This is a genomic window from Moorena sp. SIO2C4 (assembly GCF_010672485.1).
GTDB lineage: Bacteria > Cyanobacteriota > Cyanobacteriia > Cyanobacteriales > Coleofasciculaceae > Moorena > Moorena producens.
Genome location: NZ_JAAHGN010000944.1, coordinates 1 through 3015 on the forward strand (window position 1 = coordinate 1; position 3015 = coordinate 3015).

The following is a 3015-nucleotide window of genomic DNA, read 5'->3' on the forward strand; positions in this document are numbered from 1 at the left end:
TGTTGAGCTAGCATCTGTAATTGAGGAGCAACATCAGGTCCGAGACCCAAAAATCCTCGGTTGTAGTCGTAAATCTGGGAACGGGTAACATCAATCTTGCTATCCAGTAATTGGGGCGCTGGTAACTGCACTTGGATCGAGTCATTGCTGACTTTGACATCATCGACGCTTAATTTCCCTAAATCAACCCCAGCTCGCACTTCCCCATAAGCAATATAGAGTAATGTCGTTGACGCTAAGCGATATTGTCCTAAGTTTCTATCTTGACGAGTTGGGACCACCGCCTCCATGCTAAACACAGCAGTGGTCAATTCACTAACATCACGAACTTTATTAACCACAACGTTTCTGACATCCACATCTGGTTCTGGCTGTGATAAGTTTAATTGTGATAAGTCGAATAGACCATTAACTTGTTCAAACAAGCGGGAGCTAGTGCGCCACATCACCACTCCTATAATTAGCGTCGTGATTATCATGCCCCCTGTGCTCATCAAAATCAAACCTCTAGGTATACTAGAGATAATGCTAAGTAACTGATGCTTTTGATGCTGACTTTTCATTTTTGTTTACCTTAAAAATTATCGTCAGGAATTATGAACTTTAATTATTAACAGTTAGTTATTCTCAATCTATGCTATTATATAAGAATAACTAAATTATATTTAGTGTAAAAAATCTATTATAAAAATATCAAACCTATACACCTAGTTTTAGGCGATTGATTCAAGTTAAAAGACTAGCATAATAGGTACCGAATAGCCTGATTAACAATTCTATGGAGCGATTGCTTGTAAGCAACTGCTATGTTGTTATATAGCAGTTATCGATTGGCTAAAGTACCTCGTCTCTATTCTTTCATACTTGATGCTTAATACTTGTGCTTATCTACCTCAACCCAACTTCTAGTTTCATGGGACTCATGGGTTAAATCCATTAACATCTGGGAGTACACTCCTTCTTTGAGAGATAGTGTAGTGACGCTACCATTGTCAATGGCTTGCACCCAATGGTCAACCACCCGGATAAATGGGGCTAAACGACCATCGAGATAGGTTTCAGGAAATGCTAGTCGCTGGGGAATTTCTACTTCCATCAAGGATTGACCTGCGGTAGCTGCCCACAGACGAAATCCATGAACGTAGTCTTTGAGATTGTTACTGCCTAAAACTAAGGTGCCGCGATCGCCATAAACCTCTACAAAGTGACCTCGCCCTTCATAGGTTACGGAACTAATACTGAGTTGACAAGGGGTACCATCTGCCAATTCCAGTAATAACAGACAGGTGTCATCAGCATCTACTGGCTTAAGTAAATTGCTAGCATTGGGGTCTGGTCGTGCTGGAATTGCAGTACTCACTTGAGCACACAACCGCTGCACTGGTCCAAATAGCCAATGAATATAATCAAAAACGTGAGAACCAATTGCGCCTAGTACTCCGCCACCCTTATCCTTTTGAGCATACCAGTTCCAGGGGCGTTCAGGATTGGCTCGGCTAGAGAATAAGCAGTCAATTTTAATCAGACGCTTTTTACCGACATAGTCTTTTTCGAGATATTCCGCTAATAGCTGCCATGAGGGGATGAAGCGGAATTCAAAATCAGGTATAGCGACAACACCCTTTTCTGTAGCGAGTTGGTAAAGCTCCTCGGTTTCGGTTGCCCTTAAAGTCATCGGTTTCTCTAGTAGCAGATGTTTCCCTGCTTCTAGAACCCTTTTGGCCATTTCGTAGTGCAGAAACGGGGGAGTACAGATGCTAACTGCTTCTACTTCCGGTAAAGCTAGGATATCTTCTAAGCGATCGCATCCATGGGGAATATCATATTGGTTTGCGATCGCATTTGCCTGATCCGGGTCTCGGTGATAGACAGCCACCACTTCCGTCCGGGAATGAGCTTTAAAGCCAGGGATGTGGATTTTTTGTCCAAATCCAGTTCCCACTACCGCTACACCAATTGTAGGTAGCTGTTCAGTTGCACCTGTTGCAGAAAACTCAGCCATTCTAGACTATCTCGTGACTTATATTATTAGTGCTTATCTTAAAAATCGCAGGGTAAATGGGTAACGGTAAACCCTACCATATTGAGCAGCGATTGAGGCCATAGTCACCAGCAGCGAATCAATGATTCCCAGGATACTAGCTAGACACCATAGCCAGAATTCTATCAGCTTAAACAGCTCCAACCAAGAGTTACGGTCAAAACCCTTTATTGCACCAATCAGGATGAAAAACGCCCAGGCAAAGGCCGTAAATATGGTCAGGATAATGGTAGCGTACAGGGTAATCGAGATTTGAAAATTAATAGATTCTTGACCGTGAACCTTGACAAAGCGGTATTTATTTCTCTTGTTTAACCAGATCATCAACGGGCCTGCCAGGTTAGCCAAAGGGATAGGTAGACCCATAATCAATAGGGGAATCCATAGCAGGGAGGATAGATGACACAGCATCCCCCAGATTCGAGCTTTCCTATCGTTCCGTGGCACTGTTACTTGATCCATAAAACTGACCCAAAACCGACATTACATCCCATGACTTTGCTCAAGAGTCTGGTTAAGCCATTATATTGTTTAACCGCCGTTGTTTTTCACTGCCTCAACCCAGGTAATTACCTCTTTAGCCAGGTGAGTACCGTCTAAGCGGTCAATTTCCCGGATGCCAGTAGGACTGGTGACATTAACTTCGGTGAGGTAGCCGCCGATAACGTCTATGCCAACAAAATATAAGCCATCTTGCTGCAGTTTTGGCAAGAGCCGGGCACAGATTTCTTCCTCTCGGGGAGTAATTTCCGTAGCCGCTACTCGACCACCCACAGCCATGTTACCCCGAAATTCCTTACCTGTGGGAATGCGATTTACTGCTCCAATCGGTTCACCATTCAAGAGAAAGATCGAAACCCCCCCAGCTAGTGCTAAGTCAGATTCACCACTGCGTAAACTCTGACAAGCTAAGTGAACCGCAACTAGTGAGGTGGAACAGGCAGTTTGAACATTAAGACTAGGCCCTTTTAGGT

At 43.7% G+C, this 3015-nt stretch carries 4 protein-coding genes; all 4 read right to left on the reverse strand.

Annotation, left to right across the window (positions count from 1 at the left end):
- Window positions 1-563 (reverse strand): DUF4230 domain-containing protein (locus F6K20_RS31765; RefSeq protein WP_287297406.1); only part of this gene is annotated, 563 nt, incomplete at its 3' end.
- Between the two features lie 308 nt (window positions 564-871).
- Window positions 872-2002, reverse strand: a complete 1131-nt coding sequence (locus tag F6K20_RS31770) for a Gfo/Idh/MocA family protein (RefSeq protein WP_008187371.1) — start codon at window positions 2000-2002, stop codon at window positions 872-874.
- A 33-nt stretch (window positions 2003-2035) separates the two neighbouring features.
- A complete protein-coding gene (locus F6K20_RS31775) occupies window positions 2036-2503 on the reverse strand; it encodes a DUF4870 domain-containing protein (protein ID WP_008187370.1) in 468 nt (155 codons plus the stop codon).
- A gap of 69 nt (window positions 2504-2572) precedes the next feature.
- On the reverse strand, window positions 2573-3015 hold a 443-nt coding region (locus tag F6K20_RS31780; protein WP_287297408.1), incomplete at its 5' end, for an ATP-grasp domain-containing protein.

What these genes read in the sequence shown, in the direction of transcription:
- F6K20_RS31770 (WP_008187371.1), bottom strand. Translation starts at nt 2,002, where the DNA reads ATGGCTGAGTTTTCTGCAACAGGTGCAACTGAACAGCTACCTACAATT.
- F6K20_RS31775 (WP_008187370.1), bottom strand. Translation starts at nt 2,503, where the DNA reads ATGGATCAAGTAACAGTGCCACGGAACGATAGGAAAGCTCGAATCTGG.